General features: G+C 55.5%; 16 protein-coding genes and 1 pseudogene. All 17 read left to right on the top strand.

Going from position 1 to position 19135, the window contains the following annotated elements:
* Window positions 1–7: 7 nt before the first annotated feature.
* Complete coding sequence (locus tag FE783_RS01545; protein WP_138877546.1) at window positions 8–1294, top strand: homoserine dehydrogenase; 1287 nt, start codon at window positions 8–10, stop codon at window positions 1292–1294.
* A gap of 77 nt (window positions 1295–1371) precedes the next feature.
* Window positions 1372–2442 (top strand): threonine synthase, encoded by a 1071-nt coding sequence (thrC, locus tag FE783_RS01540; protein WP_138877545.1) that lies wholly within the window; start codon window positions 1372–1374, stop codon window positions 2440–2442.
* On the top strand, window positions 2439–3446 hold the full coding sequence (gene thrB / locus FE783_RS01535) for a homoserine kinase (RefSeq protein ID WP_138877544.1): 1008 nt from the start codon (window positions 2439–2441) through the stop codon (window positions 3444–3446). The genes thrC and thrB overlap by 4 nt, the downstream gene beginning before the upstream one ends.
* A gap of 258 nt (window positions 3447–3704) precedes the next feature.
* On the top strand, window positions 3705–4994 hold the full coding sequence (locus FE783_RS01530) for an FAD-dependent oxidoreductase (RefSeq protein WP_138877543.1): 1290 nt from the start codon (window positions 3705–3707) through the stop codon (window positions 4992–4994).
* Between the two features lie 194 nt (window positions 4995–5188).
* On the top strand, window positions 5189–6031 hold the full coding sequence (locus tag FE783_RS01525; RefSeq protein WP_158301570.1) for an AraC family transcriptional regulator: 843 nt from the start codon (window positions 5189–5191) through the stop codon (window positions 6029–6031).
* Between the two features lie 113 nt (window positions 6032–6144).
* Window positions 6145–7386 (top strand): ABC transporter substrate-binding protein, encoded by a 1242-nt coding sequence (locus FE783_RS01520; protein ID WP_158301569.1) that lies wholly within the window; start codon window positions 6145–6147, stop codon window positions 7384–7386.
* Window positions 7387–7541: 155 nt separating this feature from the next.
* Window positions 7542–8411: a prephenate dehydratase gene (gene pheA, locus FE783_RS01515; protein ID WP_138877540.1), complete on the top strand. Its 870-nt coding sequence runs from the start codon at window positions 7542–7544 to the stop codon at window positions 8409–8411.
* A gap of 152 nt (window positions 8412–8563) precedes the next feature.
* Window positions 8564–9910, top strand: a complete 1347-nt coding sequence (locus tag FE783_RS01510) for a LysM peptidoglycan-binding domain-containing protein (protein WP_158301568.1) — start codon at window positions 8564–8566, stop codon at window positions 9908–9910.
* A gap of 87 nt (window positions 9911–9997) precedes the next feature.
* On the top strand, window positions 9998–10690 hold the full coding sequence (locus FE783_RS01505) for a BofC C-terminal domain-containing protein (RefSeq protein ID WP_138877538.1): 693 nt from the start codon (window positions 9998–10000) through the stop codon (window positions 10688–10690).
* 174 nt (window positions 10691–10864) lie between these two features.
* Entirely contained in the window at window positions 10865–11368 is a 504-nt protein-coding gene (gene ruvC / locus FE783_RS01500; RefSeq protein WP_138877537.1) for a crossover junction endodeoxyribonuclease RuvC, read from the top strand.
* Window positions 11365–11991, top strand: coding sequence for a Holliday junction branch migration protein RuvA (ruvA, locus tag FE783_RS01495; RefSeq protein WP_138877536.1), 627 nt, complete (start codon window positions 11365–11367; stop codon window positions 11989–11991). The genes ruvC and ruvA overlap by 4 nt, the downstream gene beginning before the upstream one ends.
* Window positions 11992–12018: 27 nt before the next feature.
* Window positions 12019–13029, top strand: coding sequence for a Holliday junction branch migration DNA helicase RuvB (gene ruvB, locus FE783_RS01490; protein ID WP_138877535.1), 1011 nt, complete (start codon window positions 12019–12021; stop codon window positions 13027–13029).
* Window positions 13028–13293, top strand: a pseudogene (locus FE783_RS01485) (IS607 family transposase); the annotation flags it as partial. The gene ruvB and the pseudogene FE783_RS01485, both read left to right, overlap by 2 nt.
* Window positions 13253–14365 carry an RNA-guided endonuclease InsQ/TnpB family protein gene (locus FE783_RS01480; protein ID WP_138877767.1) on the top strand — a complete coding sequence of 371 codons (1113 nt, stop codon included), beginning with the start codon at window positions 13253–13255 and terminating at the stop codon, window positions 14363–14365. The pseudogene FE783_RS01485 and the gene FE783_RS01480, both read left to right, overlap by 41 nt.
* Window positions 14366–14565: 200 nt before the next feature.
* Window positions 14566–16701, top strand: coding sequence for a SpoIID/LytB domain-containing protein (locus tag FE783_RS01475; protein ID WP_238402819.1), 2136 nt, complete (start codon window positions 14566–14568; stop codon window positions 16699–16701).
* A gap of 5 nt (window positions 16702–16706) precedes the next feature.
* Window positions 16707–17765, top strand: coding sequence for a tRNA preQ1(34) S-adenosylmethionine ribosyltransferase-isomerase QueA (gene queA / locus FE783_RS01470; protein WP_138877534.1), 1059 nt, complete (start codon window positions 16707–16709; stop codon window positions 17763–17765).
* Between the two features lie 217 nt (window positions 17766–17982).
* Entirely contained in the window at window positions 17983–19119 is a 1137-nt protein-coding gene (tgt, locus tag FE783_RS01465; RefSeq protein ID WP_138877533.1) for a tRNA guanosine(34) transglycosylase Tgt, read from the top strand.
* Window positions 19120–19135 lie beyond the last annotated feature (16 nt).

Here is a 19135-nt window from a genome sequence, read left to right as displayed (position 1 = left end):
AGAAACGATGGAACCAATCAAAGTGGGGCTGCTCGGGATGGGCACGGTCGGAACCGGCGTGCTGCGCATCGTGGAAGGACATCAGGACGATTTGCAGAAGCAGGTGGGATCGCCGATCCGCATCGAGAAAGTGCTTGTGCAGAATAAGGATAAATCGCGCCGCTATGCGGTAGACGCGGACCGTCTCACCGAGAACGCCTGGGACATTGTAAACGATCCGGCGATTAACGTCGTGGTCGAGGTCATGGGCGGCATCGAGCCGGCCAAAACGTACATGCTGGCCGCTCTCGAGAACGGCAAGCATATCGTGACGGCGAACAAAGATTTGATGGCGCTGCACGGCGCGGAAATATTGGCCAAGGCGGCCGAGAAGCATTGCGACGTGTTCTACGAGGCGAGCGTTGCCGGAGGCATTCCGATTATCCGTACGCTGATCGAAGGATTTTCGTCCGACAGAATTACGAAAATTATGGGGATCGTCAACGGAACGACGAACTACATTTTGACGAAAATGAGCCAAGAGGGAGCTTCCTACGAAGATGTGCTGAAGGAAGCGCAGGATCTCGGCTACGCCGAATCCGATCCGACCTCCGACGTGGAAGGACTGGACGCCGCCCGCAAAATGGCGATTCTCGGCACGCTCGGCTTCCATACGAGCCTAGGGCTCGGCGACGTTCAGGTGAAAGGCATTTCCCAAGTATCGAAGGAAGATATTTTGTACGGCAAGCGGCTCGGCTACGAGGTGAAGCTGCTCGGCATTGCGGAACGCCAGGACGACATGATCAGCGTCGGTGTGCAGCCAACGATGGTGAAGACGACGCATCCGCTCGCTGCGGTCAACGGCGTTTTCAACGCGGTATACGTATATGGCGAAGCGGTAGGCGAGACGATGTTCTACGGTCCGGGAGCGGGCGAGATGCCGACGGCAACTTCGGTCGTGGCGGACTTGGTGGCCGTCGTCAAAAACTTGAAGCTGGGCGTCAACGGCCGCAAAATGTTCGTGCCGTACAAAGAGAAGAAGATGAAGACGGCGGATCAGATCGCCTCCAAATATTTCGTCCGGCTGCATGTTCTGGACAAGGCGGGCGTGCTCGCGAAAATTACGCAAGTATTCGCCGAATGCGAGGTCAGTCTCGAATCGGTCGTGCAGCAGCCGAACAAATCGATCGCCGAGGCGGAAATCGTCATCGTCACGCACGATGCAAACCTCGCGAGCATGAACCGGGTTTTGGCGGAGTTCGAATCGCTTGATGTGATTCAAACGATCAAGAGCGTATATCGCGTTGAGGGCTGATTGCGATAAACGCTCGGGAGCGTATATCGCGTTGAAGATAAACACCAAATTCGAACCATAAAGGAGTCTCCAGCGACATGAGATACATGGGATTGCTGCACACATACAAACAATATTTGCCCGTAACGGACAAGACGCCGATGCTGACGCTGCAGGAAGGCAACACACCGCTCGTACGCGCGGAGAAGCTGTCCGACGAACTGAATCTGGACGTGTATTTCAAATATGAAGGATTGAACCCGACCGGCTCGTTCAAAGACCGCGGCATGGTCATGGCCGTCGCCAAAGCGATGGAGGAAGGCAGCCGCACGATCATGTGCGCTTCCACCGGCAATACTTCGGCAGCGGCGGCGGCCTACGCGGCTCGCGGCAATCTGAACTGCATCGTCTTGATTCCAAACAACAATATCGCACTCGGCAAGCTGGCGCAGGCTATCATCTACGGAGCGAAAGTGATCGCCATCGAAGGCAACTTCGACCGCGCGCTCGAGATCGTCCGCGAGATTACGGCGAAGCATCCGATTACGCTCGTCAACTCGGTCAATCCGTACCGGCTGGAAGGGCAGAAGACGGCCGCCTTCGAAGTGGCGGACCAGTTAGGTCAAGCTCCGGACTACTTGGCCATTCCGGTCGGCAACGCGGGCAACATTTCCGCTTATTGGAAAGGATTCAAGGAATATAACGCGCTCGGCAAAATATCGTCGCTGCCGAAAATGATCGGCTTCGAGGCGGAAGGCGCGATGGCGATCGTCAAAGGCGAGCCGATTCCGAATCCGGAGACGGTCGCGACGGCGATCCGGATCGGCAACCCGGCCAGCTGGGATTTGGCGGTAAACGCGGCCAAAGAATCCGGCGGCCAGATCAACTATGTGACGGACGACGAAATTCTTCACGCGTACCGGACGATCGCGGCCAAAGAAGGCATCTTCGCCGAACCGGCATCGGCCGCTTCGATCGCGGGCGTCATGAAGCTGAACAAGGAAAGGTATTTCAAAGGCGGCGAGAAAGTGGTCTGCGTTCTGACCGGCCACGGCTTGAAAGACCCGAATATCGCGATCAAAAGCGTCGGCGGCGATCCGCTCGTCGTACAAGACTCGGAAGCGGCGGTTATGGACGCGATCCGCAAGCTGGAGGGCGCAGGCGCATGAGTTTGCCGGGTAGCGGAAGCGGACACGCGAGCGTGTCGGGCAGTCCGAAAGTGTACGTGAAGGTGCCGGCCAGCACGGCCAACTTGGGACCGGGGTTCGACGCGCTTGGCATGGCTTTGAATTTGTACGCCTGGATCGAGATGGGGATCGCCCCGGCTACCGAAATCCGGCTATACGGCGATCAAATGAGCGGAGTGCCGACGGACAAGTCGAATCTCATCTACAAAGTGGCGCAGCAAGTGTTCGACAAGGCGGGGGTGTCCCATCCCGAGCTCGATATCGCCATGTACAGCGATATCCCGCTGACGCGCGGCCTCGGCAGCAGCGCTTCGGCCATCGTCGGCGCGCTTGTTGCCGCGAACGCACTGATCGGCAATAAGCTGTCGTCCCATGAGCTGTTCCAGATGGCGTCCGCGCTGGAGAAGCATCCCGACAACGTCAGCGCTTCGCTGTTCGGCGGGCTGACCGTCGCCTTCTGGGACGGGGAGCGGGCGGAGCATCTGCGCATCGTTCCGGATGACCGGCTCGACATACTCGTAGCGATTCCACGTTTCGAGCTGGCCACAGAGAAAGCGCGCCACGTGCTGCCGGAGCAAGTGCCGATGAAGGACGCGGTGTTCAACATCGGGCACGCCTCGCTGCTCGTCGCCGCTTTCTGTACCGGCCGCTACGATATGATCCGCCATGCGATGAAGGATGCGATTCACCAGCCGTACCGGGCTCCCCTGATCCCGGGCATGACCGACATCCTGCAGCGGGCGGAGGAGCACGGTGCGTTAGGCGTCGCCCTTAGCGGAGCCGGTCCGACGCTGCTCGCTCTTGTAAATCGGAAGGAAGGCCGCGGAGCGGAGCTGGAGCGGTTTCTGCTCGATACGCTGCGCGGCCAAGGGATCGAGGCGGATACGATGTGGCTGCAAGTCAGCGCGGAGGGAGCGACGGTGCTGACGCACTTCGATCCGGGAGTATCCTTGATAGATAATGTAAAGGGCAATGTGCGGACGTAAGCCGACGGCTAGCCAAGCCGGGCGGCATAATCCGGCTGCAGTATATACGGCGCCGGTTCCCGCCAAAAGACAACACCGCACACGACGACGTGCGGTGTTTTTGGCGTTAAAGCGGGACCGGACACCACAATATCGTCCATCCAATGGATCATATGCTCCATTCGGCGAACCGAAGCGACGGGTTATACTTACTTTGCGAGGTCCGAGCGGGCAACGTGAAACGGATTGCGATGCATCCGGGGAAGAGGTGGAGTCCGAATGGGAGCATCCATTGCGCCTGAACAAGTATACTGGAACCGTAAAGTACCGCTCCGATACGAGGCCGAAATAGCCGTCATTGGCGGCGGAATGGCGGGTGTGACTGCGGCTGTATCGGCAGCGCGCACCGGGGCGAAGGTTATACTGATCGAACGGTTTGCCGTAGTCGGAGGCAATGCGACTACAGGGGGAGTCGGGGCGTTTTGCGGTGAAACGGCAGGGCAAGGACAAGTATTCGACGAAATGATCGCCGATTTGGAGAAGTATCATGCGGTCGCCCCGTATGTTCCGTATCCGAAGGCGGATCACCGGTTGTTCAATCATACGATACTGGCGGTCGTGCTCCAGGAAATGCTGCTCCGCCACAAGGTGAAGCTGCTGCTGCATACTCAGTTTGTCGATGTGTCGGTTAATGACGACGGGGTAATCAAGGAATGCATCGTCTGCGGCAAAACCGGGCCGGAGGCGCTTCGGGCGAAGATATACATCGATTGCACGGGTGAGGCTCAAGTAGCCCATATGGCGGGCTTCTCCACACTGAAGGGCCGTTCGGAAGATCAGGTTCAGCTGCCGATGTCGATGATGTTTTTTATTCGTCATGCCGAGGACGAACATGCCCGCGAGGAAGTACCCGAAGGCCGGTTCGAGGCGATTCGGGACAAGGCCGACTTGCCTATGACGAGCATTTGGCCGAACGGCCCTAGAGGCAATGCGATTAAAGTCAAAATTCCGATGTTCGATGCGACCGATACGGAAAGCATGACGGCAGCCGAAATTCGCGCCCGGCGCAGAATGATGGAGGTGCTCGATTACTATCAGAAGGTTGAGAAAAGGAAATGGCTGCTGGATTACTGCTCGCCGCAAATTGGTATACGGGAAGGCAGAAGGGTAGTCGGCGATTACGTGCTGGCTCTTGAAGATTTACGAGCGGGACGCAAGTTCGACGATGCGATAGCGAGAGGCGTCTATTATTTGGATGCCCACAAACCCGACGATGACAAAAGAACGTACATGCTCGGACACCACGACCTGAAAGTCCCGCCTTATCAAATTCCGCTCCGCTGTCTGATTGCAAAGGATGCCCGCAATATGATGATTGCAGGCAGATGCATGTCAGCCGAACAGTTGGCGCTATCGTCCGCACGCGTGATGACAACATGCGCGATGATGGGGCAAGCCGCCGGTATTGCGGCAAGTTTGAGCATCGAAATGGATTGTGATCCCCGTGAGATTGACCCTCTGCTGGTGCGGCGAACGGTGGAGCGCAACGGCGCCAAGCTGGACGTATAAGCTCCTGGAAGAACATATCGACCAATAAAGCCGGATGCTGCCCTTAATGATGCATCGGCTTTTTCGTCCTTTCGGCGGACAGTCGGGAAGAACGGCATGAATTGTGTTACGATTGCAGATAGAAGCATGACCGCTATGAAGTATCGTCCGTCTATCGATCGGCAACGGCAGTATGAGAAAGGATGGTGGATCCCATGCAGACGGCGAGCGAGCACCCTTTGGTTAAAGCGCTGTATATCGATAATATCGGCTGTATGAATAATATGCGGCCTTTTAGCATCAATCGTTTGCGTGGCTCCGAAACGTATATGGTCATGTTTTGTTATGACGGAAAAGGGTGGTTCCAGGGAGCGAATCAAGAAAAGACCGTCATCGGGAAAAATACGGCCATCCTCGTGCAGCCCGGCCATCCGTACTCGTACGGTTCGGACGAAAGCGATCCGTGGAGCTTCTACTTTGTTCATATCCGCGGCGAGAACTGCGCGCTTTACTTTCAAGGCAAACCGGCCGTCCACATGATCGGGCTGGACCAATCCCATGTCAAATGCAAGCAGCTGTTCGCGGAGTGTTACGAAGTATGGAGAGTTGGAACGTCTATCCAAAGTGCCATTTACAGCTCGCATACTTTGGGGCAGCTGTTAACTTTGCTGGTCATGTTTCAAGGACAGTCCCCTACTCGTACGACGAAGGACAGACCCGTAAACGATGCGATCGAGTTCATGCTCCGCCATATCGAAGGCCGGCTTACTTTGCAGCAGCTGTCCAGAATGACCAACTTATCGAAGCCCTATCTCGTCAAGCTGTTTAATAAAAACACGGGATATTCCCCGATCGACTATTTCCTCAGATTGAAAATACGACGGGCTTGCGAATATTTCGATTCGACAGATTTATCCGTGAAAGAGGTTTGCTATAAACTCGGGTTTACCGACCCGTACTATTTCTCGCGGATGTTCTCGAAAATTATGGGCCAGTCTCCGACGAAGTACCGCTGCAGCGATAACGGGGAACCCCGGTCACCATCATATCCTCTATGAAATGAATCATATCCTCCATTCGGTCTGTTTTTCACGCAGAGTATACTTGATTTGTAAGGGAAGCATAGCCGTGCATAAACGAGCCGGGAGCATGAAGAGAAGAGGGGATGGATATGAACAAAGCAGTCGGATTATCGGTAGTTTCCATAATAGTATGGGGGCTTGCAGGATGCGGCGGCAAAGAGCCGGCCGTCGAGAAGGCCGCTTTGGCGCCGAAGCCGGTGACGATCAAAATTGCCAGCCAGACTGAAACCGCTTACAACATGATTGCCGATACGGTAAGGAAGAAGTATCCGCATATTACGTTGGAGCAAATGAAATACCAGAACAATAACTTCAGCGAAATGCTGACCCGCGGCGACAAGCCGGATCTTATCGAAGTAGGACAAGGCGGATTGAGTGCGATGCAAACGGCGGGATTGGATTATGATCATAGGCTGCTGATCAAAGAAAGCGATTTCGATTTTAGCCGGTTTAAGGAAGGGCTTCTGGATTATCCGGCGAACTTCTCGCAGGATCGCAATAAATTGGCGGCGATGTTTATCGTCCCGAATTATTACGCGCTTTATTATAATAAAGATATATTTAATCGTTTCGGTGTGTCGTATCCAAAGGACGGTATGACCTGGAATGAAGTTATCGATTTGGCCAAACGGGTAACCGCTACCGATCGGGGTATTCTGTACAGCGGACTGCAATTTCCTAATCTATGGGACCCGAAGAGCCAATTGGATCAGCACTATATAGATCCTGTTTCAGGCAAGGCAGTCTTACATACAGCCGGATGGAGGACGGTGTTCGAGACACTCGGCAGAACCTATCTTATACCGGGCAATGCAAAAGACAGCAACCCGGCCAAAATGTTTACCCAAAATACGTTGGCGATGATTCCGGAGGGCGACAAGGTCGCCACGTACGCAGGGATTGCGGATTTGAACTGGGATATGGCGTCCTATCCCGTATTCGAAAGCAGACGCGGATATGGTCCTTCCTTAGCCGGATATCTTCTTGCCGTTACATCCATTAGCGAACATAAGCGCGAAGCTTTCCAGGTAGCCATGGTTGCTTTCTCCGATGAAGTTCAGCAGAAAATGGCGATGGACGGCAAGGCGACGGCGATAAAAGGATTCGATCACTTATTCGGCAAAAACATTCCGGGCATCGAATCGAAAAATGTGCAGGCAATAAGCAAAAATCAATTCGGAAAGCCTCATGGCGCTGTCATTTACAAGGAAGTGCCCACTCTTATGGATAAAGCCTTCAGCGATTACACAAACGGGATGAAGGACGTTAACACGGCTTTGAGGGAAGTAGAAGATGAGGCGAATCAAGTGATTAATAAGAGTCCGAAGTAACGGAGAACCGACATAGGCCGTTTTACCGATTGATGCAGGTCGATATCCTTGCATTCTCCCCCTCGATAGTGATACGATTTCAAAAAGATGCAATCGAATCTATAGAAACCGACAGCTCGTGCTGCGAACTGTCGACGAGAAGGAGATTTCCTCGCGTGAAACGGATCGCTTTCCTCGGGCCGGAAGGGACTGTGTCCCAAGAGTCCGCCCGATATTTTTTCGCGGAAGGGGCGTACGAATTCGTCCCTTATTCGCTCATGTCCGACGTATTCGCGGCGACCGCGGCAGGGACGGCCGATTACGGCGTCGTGCCGATCGAGAATACGATCGATGGATCGGTGAAGCATCATATCGATCTGCTGGTCGAGGAGGACGGGCTGCCGATCCAGGCGGAGTGGGTATATCCGTCGATCCAGAATTTGATCGGCCTGAAGTCCGCCGCCCCGGGCGCGGAGCCGTTCGCAGACGTACGCCGGATCGTGTCCAAGGACGTCGCGATCGCGCAGTGCCACGATTTTTTGCGCAGCAAGCTGCCTAACGCCGAATTCGAATACGTCAGCAGCACGGCCGAAGGCGTCCGAATCACCAAAGAGTCGTCGGACCCGTCCGTCGCGGCGATCGGCACCCGCATGTCGGCCGAGCTTTACGGGTTGGAGCTGCTGGCCGAGAACATTACCGACCATGACAACAACTACACCCGCTTTATCGTGATCGGCAAGGAGAAGCCGCTGCTTCCGCCTTCGGAGCATCAGAAGACGACGATACTCGTCACGCTGCCGGAGGACTACCCGGGCGCTCTGCATCAAGTGCTGTCAGCCTTCGCCTGGCGGCGCATCAACTTGTCCAAAATCGAGTCGAGACCGACGAAGAAGAAGCTGGGCAATTATTATTTTTATATCGATATCGAGATGTCGCTCGACACCGTGCTGCTGCCGGCCGCCTTGCAGGAAATCGAAGCGATCGGGTGCCAGGTGCGAATTTTGGGGTCCTACCCGAGCTTTTCCTATGGCGGGTCGGGCCGTTGATGCTTGAACGAACAGTACACTATGCGGCTAGTCGTTGCCTTTTGCCTGTCGGATTTTGAATCCGGCGGGCTTTTTTTTCGGCAGATGATGTCAAACGCCTATCTCGTGCATAGACTGTATTGTTATTCAAGACAACGGGAGGTTTCAGTCCGGTGAAAATCCATCTGGTGAAAAAGGGAGAAACGCTCTTTCACATCGCCAAAAAGTACGGAATCGAGCTGCAGAAGCTGATCTCATTCAATAGCCAGCTTGCCGATCCCGACCAAATCGACGTAGGCATGAAAATTAAGATCCCGTCCACTGGCGCGGCGGTTCCGCCTCCGGTAGGCGCCATTACGCACAAGCACGTAGTCGTGCAGGGCGATTCGCTGTGGAAATTGGCCAAGGCGTGGGACATCCCGCTGAAAGCCGTTATCGATGCGAATCCGCACCTGAAAAACCCGAACGTGCTGATGACGGGCGATATCGTGTACATTCCGAAGCTGGGAACGGAAACTCCGCACGAAGCGGGCAGTGTCGCAGCCGAAGCGACGGCAGAGCAGCCTCAGGTTATCGAAATGGCCGAAGCGGCCGAGGAAGTGACAGAAGCGCTGCCTGTCAACGAGGAAGCGCCCGAATGGACGGGGATGGTCGAACATGCGGTAAAGGAGGAGGTGGAGGCGGAAGAAATGAAACAGCCGATGGTCACCGAACACGAGGAGGCCGAATTTCCGTTCGCCCAGTACCAAATGCCCGCTATGGAAGCGATGAGCCCGTACAGCCTGCAGCCCTCGTATGCCGCATCGTTCCCGCACGACAAAGGCTTAGAGCAGCCTGAAATGCAGTCGTTCCCGTACGCTTACGGTTCGGCCCAGCCGCAGTCGTACTCGTACCCGTTCGCGCAAAGCATGGAGCAAGCGCAGCCGCTGCCTGCCCATTATCCTTGGAGCTTCGACAATGTGATGCCCGCCCAGCAAATGCCGGCTTCGCAGCACGACCATGCTTTCCCTTACATGAATGCGATGCCGGTGGCGCCTGTCATGCAGATGCCCGTCTCGGAACAAAAGAGCACGGGGCATGCGAAGTCATCGGGCGTAATGGGCGAAGTTTCGGATTGGAATCCGGGATATCCTTCCGCTCCATCGCCTGCCGTGCAAATGCCGATGTATGCACAGCCGTCCTATACTTATCCGCAAATGTCGGGCGGACCTTGCCTTCCTTGCCAAGGATACGGTTCTTATCCTTCGGGCATGTACGGCTTTCCTTACGCGATGCCGGACGCGGAATCTCGTGGGGCGTACTCTCCGCACGCCTCCTGGGCGAAGAAGGAAGATTGCGGCTGCGGCGACGAGCGCACGGGAGATATCGGCCTGGCCTCGGTAAGAGGGGGCGAAGCGGTGCAAGCGGAGAAACCCCGCGAAGCGAAAGTATCGATCAATACGAAGACGAGGGCGCCGAAACGGAAGCAGCCGTCGGCAAAACAAGAGAAAAAACATAATAGACCGTGGATTCGCGCGTAAACAGGCACTACAGCGAGCGCTATCGTGTATAATCGGGTCCCCTGCTGGGAAAACTAGAAAAAAAATCTAGTGACAGAAGGGGATTCCATGAATTTGTCAAGCTTGTACAAGCAGCTGAAAAAGCGTCTTCGGCAAAAAAGACGATGGTTGTCGCTTGGCTTTTTCATTGTGGCGGCGGCCGTCGGCATATTTACGGTATATGCGTCCCGTTCCTCGGATATGCCGGGGAGCGAAGCGGATTCGGCGCAAGCGTCGGCTTTTCCGGATACGGGAACGGTTCGGGAACGCGGGCCGTCGGCGGAAGTGCGGGAGGTATGGAACCGTATACGCGAAGCGGGCGGCAAGCGCGACGTTTATATGCACAAGGTGTACGTATGCGGCGAAGAAAATGGATTAATCGGACAAATGGCCGCGGATGAAGTGATAAGCCTCCATAACGAGCACCCGCAATGGAATGTCGAGCTCGGCGGTGACGGCATCGTCACGTTTACGGAAAAAATCGACGATCTATCGTCAGCCTGCAAAAACAACGCCTATTTCGGCTTGGACAAAAACGGCAATTTGTCGTTGTTCGAAGGTCCGCCGGATGACGAGAAAGTGATCCGAACCTTTTTCCAGCTGAACATGGGTTACTTGGAAAGCAGCCTGCAGCCCGAAGCGGTCGATCAATTGAAGGAAGGGATCCGCGTCCTGGACATGGAGGAGTACAACAGCGTCCTGTCCACGTTCAGCGAATTTGCCGTCGAGGAGACGGAGAAAGTGATGAAGAACGCCGAATAAAGCTTGAGGTCAACCAGAGGTTTGGTTGGCCTTTTTTTTTGCGCGCTGATTTAGCCTGGCTCGATTATTGTCGAATTGCCGTTATTCCAGAAGCTGTCCATAGCAGGCTCAATTTGCTATAATTCATAGAGGACACATATGTTCGCTTATGGATCGAGAGTGAGGGGCTTTCTAGTGCGCGTATTGGGCATAGACCCGGGGATCGCGATCGTCGGGTTCGGTTTTATTGATAAGCAGGGACATAAGCTCGTTCCCGTCCAGTACGGCAGCATCCAGACCGAGTCGACTACCGATTCGGCCGTGCGCCTGCAGGAAATATACGAGGCGCTCGTTCATCTGATCGACAAGTACAAGCCGGATGCGATGGCGATCGAGAAGCTGTTCTTCAACAAAAACGTCACGACGGCGCTCACCGTCGGCCAAGCGAGGGGCGTACTCATGCTGGCCGCGGTGCAGAAAGGCATTCCGATCGCGGAATATACGCCGCTTCAGGTGAAGCAGGCGATCGTCGGTTACGGCAAGGCGGAGAAGAAGCAGGTGCAGGAAATGGTCCGCATGTTTCTGAAGCTGGCGGCTGTCCCGAAGCCCGACGACGTGGCCGATGCGCTGGCGATCGCGATCTGCCATGCGCATTCGGCCGGATTGCAGCAAAAATTGAACGGAGTTGGGAAGCAATGATCGATTTTTTGCGCGGTAAAGTGGCTCACCGCGAGCCCGAGTATGCCGTCATCGACGTGCATGGAGTCGGTTATCGGGTATTCTGCCCGAATCCGTACGCGTTGCCGGACAGATCGGGCGAGGTTACGGTGTACATTCATCATCATGTGCGCGAGGATGCGATATTGCTGTTCGGCTTCGCCTCCCGCGAGGAGCAGTCGCTGTTCCGCCGGCTGATCGACGTTACCGGCATCGGTCCGAAGGTAGCGCTCGGCATATTGTCCGGAGCTCGTCCGGAAGCGGTCGTAGCCGCCATTCAGCAGGAAAACGTAACGTTTCTGATGAAGCTGCCGGGCATCGGGAAGAAGACGGCGCAGCGGATCATCCTCGACTTGAAGGACAAGCTCGCTGCGGTATCGGCGGGCTTCGACGGCGCTGCATTGTCCGTGGCGCTTCAGGAAACGCGAATGCCGGGATCGCCCGGAACCGGCGCATGGTCCGAAGCGAAGGAAGCATTGCTTGCGCTCGGTTATACCGAAGCGGAAGCCGACCGGGCGTGGCAAACCGTAAAGTCGAAGGCGAAGGAAGGCGATTCCCCGGATACGCTGATCAAGCTGGCGCTGCAAACGTTGTACGCCGGATAATGAAGTCGGGAAGGAGGCGGATCGCGTATGGAGGACCGGATCATTTCGGCCCATTTGATGATGGAGGACGAGGCAGTCGAGCTAAGCCTGCGGCCTCGCTATTTGGCGGAATATATCGGCCAATCCCAAGTGAAGGAAAACTTGAAAATATACATAGAAGCGGCCAAAATGCGCAAGGAAGCGCTGGACCATGTGCTGCTGTACGGACCGCCGGGTCTCGGCAAGACGACTTTGTCGAATATAATCGCGAATGAGCTCGGCGTCAATATCCGCACGACTTCCGGTCCCGCCATCGAGCGTCCGGGCGACTTGGCGGCGATTCTGACGAATTTGCAGGAAGGCGACGTGCTGTTCATCGACGAAATTCACCGGCTTCACCGGACTGTGGAGGAGGTGCTGTATCCGGCGATGGAGGACTTCGCGCTCGACATCATTATCGGCAAAGGACCGAGCGCCCGTTCCGTGCGGCTCGATTTGCCCGCATTCACGCTTGTAGGCGCCACTACTCGCGCGGGGCTGCTCTCGGCTCCTCTGCGGGACCGATTCGGCGTCGTCAGCAGGCTGGAATATTATACGGTCGACGAGTTGAGCTATATCGTCAGCCGTGCGGCCGATATTTTGCAGGTCGGCATCGTCGGAGAAGCGGCCGACGAAATCGGCAAACGCTCGCGGGGTACGCCGAGGATCGCCAACCGGCTGCTGAAGCGGGTACGCGACTATGCCCAGGTCAAAGGGGACGGCATCGTGACGGCGGAGATGGCCCGATTGGCGCTGAAGATGATACAGGTCGACGATCTGGGGCTTGACGAGATCGACCATAAGATGCTGCGGGCGATTATGACCCATTTCCGCGGCGGTCCGGTCGGACTCGATACGATTGCGGCTACGATCGGCGAAGAAAGCCAGACGATCGAGGACGTGTACGAGCCGTATTTGCTGCAAATCGGCTTCTTGCAGAGGACTCCCCGAGGCAGAACGGCGACTGCGGCGGCTTACCGGCATCTCGGCTTGCCCATGCCTTCCGCCGACGGCAAATAAGATTGTTGTCCTAAACAGGGACAGGTTGATTCGATTCGGCTTTGAACTTATGGAGAACGTATGCGGCCAATACGGAACATCCATCGAAATCATTGACCACACGGAGAAAACGGAAGAACAAGAATTGGTGGAAGATCTGATTCAGATTTTCACGGTATTTAGTCGCCTGTTACAAGGAAAGCTGGCGAACATAGCGAAGAAGATGCTCAGGGAGCTGATGAAGATGATTCTTGCGAAAAAAGTCAGAATCAAACCGACTCCTGAGCAGCAACAAGCGTTATTGCGTTCGGCTGGGGCGGCCCGATGGGTATACAATTGGACGCTTGCCAGACAGGAAGAAAACTACCGGAGAGGCGGCAAGTTCATTCCTGACGGTGAACTGCGGAAGGAACTGACGAAGCTGAAGCAAACGGAAGAATATGCGTGGCTCGGCGAGATCTCTGCCCAAACAACGAAACAAGCCGTCATCGACGCATGCAACGCCTATAAGAAGATGTTCAAGGGGCAATCCGGAAAGCCGAAGTTCAAGACCAAGAAGCGATCGAAACCGGCATTTTATAGTCGTTATGACCGATTTAAGACCGATGGAACTACTGTTTATCTCGAAAAGATCGGTTGGGTTCAAACGAATGAACCGATCCCGGAATCGGATAAGTACAGCAATCCGCGAATATCGTATGACGGCAAGTATTGGTATGTATCCGTTAGTGTGCGGCAGGAACAAGAGAAGCCCGAACTGTCGGGCGAGGTTATCGGTATCGACGTTGGTCTTAAAGAATTAGCGGTCTGCAGTAACGGCATGAGGTTCAAGAACATCAACAAGTCTCACGCCGTAAGAAAAACGGTTAAACGCTTGCGCAGGTTGCAGCGCAAGGCTTCCCGCAAATACGAAATGAACAAGGAGGGAACCCGTTTCGTCAAGACACGCAACCTTATAAAGGTCGAACAATCAATCCGTTTGCTTCATCGGAGACTGACGAATATCCGCACCAATCACATTCACCTGGCTACAAGCGCGATAGCGAAAACCAAGCCGAGCGTCGTGGTGATGGAACATTTGAATGTGAGCGGGATGATGAAGAACCGCCATTTGAGCAAAGCGCTTGCCGGACAAAAGCTGTATGAGTTCATTCGGCAGATGAAATACAAATGCGAGAGGATCGGCGCCACATTCATACAAGCCGACAAATGGTTCCCTTCATCAAAAATGTGCTCAAGTTGTGGAGAGATCAAATCGAATCTGAAGCTGTCCGAGCGCACCTACGCATGCAATTGCGGACATGTGATCGACCGTGACATGAATGCGGCGATTAACCTGTCGAAATTGGCGATATAGCATCCGCAACGCTAACGCCAATAGTAGGATTCGTTGCATCCGAATTTACGCCTGTGGAGTGTCACATCAAACGCAAGTAGCCACTGGCCGGAAGTCAAAGTGAAGCTTTGACGTGGCTCCGGCAAAAGCGGACACATGGAAGCAGGAAGCAAACAAGGATTTATAAACTTTTATAAGTTCTTGGCAACGGGATGTATTCGATGACGAGACGACGAAAAGGGCCCCGGCGGTTCGCCGTCTGGGTTGCGGCGTTGCTGGCGATTGCGTTATGCGTGCCCGCCATGAATACGACAAGCTATGCCGCCGTGCCGAAATTGGATCAGATTCGCGTCGCGCTATATGTATCGGACGGTAAAAACTATAATGTGACTGTCCCGACGGTGACGTTGTCTTCACCGAAAGGGCTGGATATCGGCATCCGAGCTTCTTCCGCCGTTCGATATTGGTCGGCTGTTCCCGCAGGCGCCCAAGTGCGGTTCAGCATCGACGGCTATAAAGTGCTGCTGCTGGAAACGCCCGATGCTTCCGCAGCCAAATTGCTGCTGCAAGCATTGAACGGCACGCAGGATAAGCCTTACATCTTCCAGATGGCCAAGCAGGGCAAAACCGTCTATCAAGTGTATTCGGGCATGTACGCGACGAAAGAAGAGGCTAACGCCGCCAAGCAGCGTATCGCCACGAACGCCTCAGTGACGGCTTTGCTGAAAGGAGCGGCCGCGACAATCGCCGGACCGCTTCATTGGAACGCAGGCGCGTATCCGACGGAAGCCGCGGCAGGGCAGCAAGCCGAAGCTTTACGGCAGCTTGGCTTGGACGCGTGGGCCGTACTTCTGGAAGCGGGGGACGTACCGGCGTATCAAGTATGGATCGGGGAAGCGGCGGATACGGAGCAGCTGAACGCCATCCAGATGCAAGCTTTGAAGCTGGCGCCCGGCTTGGCTCTTCAACCCGTCGACCCGGCCGCGCCTTATTTATTGAAGCGGGACGATGTTACCGCGTCCGTCTCATCCGGCGGGTCTGCCGCAGTCGGTCATTTCGCGTTCAACCCGGCCACGCATAAAGTGTGGGTGACTCCGAAGGAAGACGGAATTACCGTCACCGAGAAAAGCGCCCGCCAATACCGGGGAAGCATCGAATTGAGCCAACTGAACGGCAAGCTTGCCGTCGTGAACGAGCTTCCTTTCGAGCAATACCTCGTATCCGTCGTAGGGGCGGAGATGAGTCCGTCCTGGCCGGCCGAGGCGTTGAAGGCGCAAGCGGTAGCGGCCCGCTCGTTCGCGCTCAGCCGGGGCATGAAATATCAGATTGCCAACGTCTCCGATTCCTCCTCCGATCAAGTGTACTACGGCATCCAAAGGGAGGATGAGCGGGTTGCGGCAGCCGTGGCTGCTACCGCAGGCGAAGTGGTGACCGTAGGCGGCACGCTCGTAGAGCCTTTATTTTATTCCAACGGGGGCGGGATGACCGGCGATCCGGTAGAAGTGTGGGGCCAAGCGATTCCCCATATTAAATCGACGCCGAGTCCGGACGAAGGCGCCGGGAAAAATAAACAGCAATGGCATCAAATCGCTTTGCCTAACGGCAGCATCGGTTACATTCGCGAAGACTTCGTAACGGAGAGCTCGGAGCGCAACGGGGCCGGGCTGCCGATCGTGACGGTCAAAGGAAACGGGATCAACGTCCGCTCGGCTCCTTACGTAGACGACGTCAAGAATGGGGCAATCGCTACTGTCAATCAGGGAGACAAGCTCACATCGCTCGGCAAAACCGCCGAATCGAACGACTACGTTTGGGTTCGAGGCCCTTACCCCGCAGACGAGCTGCTGAAGGAATTGAATCTAACGATTGCCAAGCCGATAGCGGGCAAGCTGGAGAAGCTGGAAGTGAGCAAACGCGGTCCATCCGGCCGCGCAATCGAGCTTAAGGCGAACGGGCTGCCGATAACGGTGCCGAAGCCGGATCAATACCGGAATGCATTGTTCGATGCGCCGAGCACCCGGTTTGAAATCGAAGAGACAGGAAGGTATACTGTATTGGGGGCGAACGGACAAACCCGGAGCCTGCCGGAAACGAAAGGAACGCTGTACGCGACGGGGAAATCTTCCGCTGGAGCTTCAAGTGCCGCGCCTATCGCCGGCCCCGCCATGATCGTCATGGGCCAGGGCGGCACGATCCGTACCGTCACGAAAGAACCGCAGTTCCGCTTGACGGGCAGCGGGTCGGGACACGGACTCGGCATGTCCCAATGGGGAGCCCGGGGGCTTGCGGAGAGCGGGTATGACTATAAACGTATTCTGCAATACTATTATATCGGGATTACTATCGCTAAGGACTGACTGAAATGGATGTCAATGCATTCGACTTTGATCTGCCCGAATCGCTGATCGCGCAGACGCCGTTATCGAACCGAACTTCTTCCCGGTTGCTCACGCTCGACAAGTCGAGCGGGGCAATCGGCCATCATTCGTTTGAACAACTGATCGACTATTTGCAAGCCGGCGACACGCTCGTGTTGAACGATACACGGGTCATTCCAGCCCGGCTTTTTGGCGTGAAGGCGGACACCGGAGCGCAAGTCGAGCTGCTGCTGCTGAAAGAGCTCGGCGACGACCGGTGGGAGACGCTCGCCCGTCCGGCGAAACGATTGAAGCGGGGCGCCGTTATCCGATTCGGCGAAAGCGGGCAAACCGCCTCTTCTGCGGAGCCGCTTCTCCAGGCTGTCGTGGAGGAAGAGGGAGAGATGGGAGCCAGAATCGTCCGCTTCGAATATACGGGAATATTCCGCGAACTATTGGACCGGCTCGGCACGATGCCGCTGCCTCCCTATATTAAGGAAAGCCTTGCGGATCGGGAACGGTACCAGACGGTATATTCGCGTCATCCTGGATCCGCAGCGGCTCCGACGGCAGGGCTTCACTTCACGCCGGAATATTTGGAGAAGATCGCCCGCATCGGAGTGCATATCGTTACGGTAACGCTGCACGTCGGGTTGGGCACGTTTCGTCCGGTATCGGTCGATCGGATCGAGGAGCATACGATGCACGAAGAATATTATTCGGTCCCTGCGGAAACGGCTGCCGCGTTGAATGCCGCGAAGGCGGAAGGAAGGCGAGTCGTGGCGGTCGGAACAACGTCCGCGCGAACGCTCGAGACGGTGGCGGGACGTTTCGGCGACAAGCCGATCGAGGCTTGCGACGGATGGTCCGGCATTTTTATGTACCCGGGGTATACGTTTCAAATCGTGGATGCGCTGCTGACGAATTTTCATTTGCCGAAGTCGACGCTGGTCATGCTCGTAAGCGCCTTGGCCGGAACGGACCGGATCAAACGCGCCTACCAAGAAGCGATCGAACGGCAGTACCGGTTTTTCAGCTTCGGGGACGCCATGTTTATTTATTAAGTTTCGATCCCCCTCTTTCCCCCTTCGCCAAGGGGGAGGACACGGGGCTCTGCCCCATGACCCCGTTCCAATGCGGGCAGAGACGAGCTTCGATGGATCTGAACAGTAGGAACGCTCTTCGTCCCCTTTCGGGGACACGCTTGAAGTTGGAGTTCGAACTATACTTTTCAACAATTATGTGAGTCAGAACAATAAAAAGCAAGGAAAGGAAAAGTCGATGGCAGCAGTCCGATACGAACTAATCAAAACATGCAAGCAATCCGGCGCCCGGCTCGGCCGTCTTCATACGCTCCATGGCGTCATCGATACGCCGACGTTCATGCCGGTAGGCACGCAAGCAACCGTCAAGACGATGAGCCCGGAAGAATTAAAGCAAATGGACGCGCACATTATTTTGAGCAACACATACCACCTGTTTTTGCGCCCGGGCCACGATATCGTCCGCGAAGCGGGCGGACTGCACAAGTTCATGAACTGGGACCGGCCGATCTTGACGGACAGCGGCGGCTTTCAAGTGTTCAGCTTGAGCAAGCTGCGCAAAATTACCGAGGAAGGCGTTCATTTCCGCAACCATCTGAATGGAGATAAGCTGTTCATCTCCCCGGAGATCGCCATGGAGATCCAGAATGCGCTCGGTTCGGACATTATGATGGCGTTCGACGAGTGCCCTCCGTATCCGGCCGATTACGATTATGTGGACAAATCGCTGGAGAGAACGTCCCGTTGGGCGGAGCGATGCCTCGCATCCCATGCCCGTCCGCACGATCAGGCGCTGTTCGGCATCGTGCAAGGCGGCATGTATGCCGATTTGCGCAAGAAGAGCGCGGCGCAGTTGACTTCCATGGATTTCCCGGGGTATGCTATTGGTGGATTAAGCGTAGGAGAATCGAAGGAGCTTATGTACGACATGCTGGAAAGCACGGTACCGCTTCTTCCTTCCCAGAAAGCCCGTTACTTGATGGGCGTCGGTTCGCCGGATGCGCTGCTGGAAGGCGCGATTCGCGGAGTGGACATGTTCGACTGCGTGCTTCCCACCCGGATTGCCCGCAACGGCACCGTCATGACAAGCGGCGGCCGGTTGGTCGCCAAGGGCGCGAAGCTGGCCCGCGATTACGGACCGCTAGATCCGAATTGCGGCTGCTATACGTGCACGAACTACAGCCGCGCTTATTTGCGCCATCTGCTCAAGGCGGACGAGACGTTCGGCATCAGGCTGACGACGTATCACAACCTGTACTTCCTGCTCGACTTGATGCGTAATGTAAGACAAGCCATTGCGGAAGACCGATTGCTCGATTACCGCGACGAATTTTTCGACCGGTACGGCATGCAGGAAAACGACCGCGGATTTTAGAAAAGGAGGTAACGTT

The organism is Paenibacillus mesophilus, from assembly GCF_005938385.1.
Lineage (GTDB): Bacteria > Bacillota > Bacilli > Paenibacillales > NBRC-103111 > Paenibacillus_AB > Paenibacillus_AB mesophilus.
The sequence above is the reverse complement of the archived record's forward strand: the minus strand, read 5'-3'. Positions and strand labels throughout refer to the sequence as shown.